1 protein-coding gene is annotated in these 452 nt (G+C 42.3%); it reads right to left on the reverse strand.

The window, feature by feature from the left end:
- A partial coding sequence (locus tag G4407_RS16325) for a type IV secretory system conjugative DNA transfer family protein (RefSeq protein WP_173689711.1) occupies positions 1 to 452 on the reverse strand: 452 nt, incomplete at both ends.

Consider the following 452-nt stretch of genomic DNA (forward strand, 5'->3'; position numbering starts at 1 on the left):
TCGTCGTGAGCCAGTGGTGTTTTCGCATAATCATAAGGCGATGCACCACCGTCCTCTGTGTATCTGAAATTCACATGCTTTTTTAAATCATATTTATCGTCCATGATCGGACGTTCCCCACGAATAAACAAAATCGCTTTGCGGTTATCTAAAAGCCGTATTTCATCCGGTGTTAAAAGTTCCCTTCCTGTCTGCTGATAATTCACCGAATAGCTGCCGCTACGCCCTTTTGTCTGTCCGTAGGTATTGGTATCCAATGTCTCTTTTCCCAATAATTCCGAGACATACTTATGTCCTTCTTTTTCATTTCCACCCAGATATAAAAATTCATCGCAGTTGCCGATCAGACTCTCATACGAGTCTTTAAATAAGGCTTTCATCTGTGCAATGTTCTGGATGATGATACTGCAGGAAATCCCTCTGGAACGCATGGTTGCCAGAATCTTGTCAAA

It is taken from the genome of Allocoprococcus comes (assembly GCF_013300725.1).
GTDB lineage: Bacteria > Bacillota > Clostridia > Lachnospirales > Lachnospiraceae > Allocoprococcus > Allocoprococcus comes_A.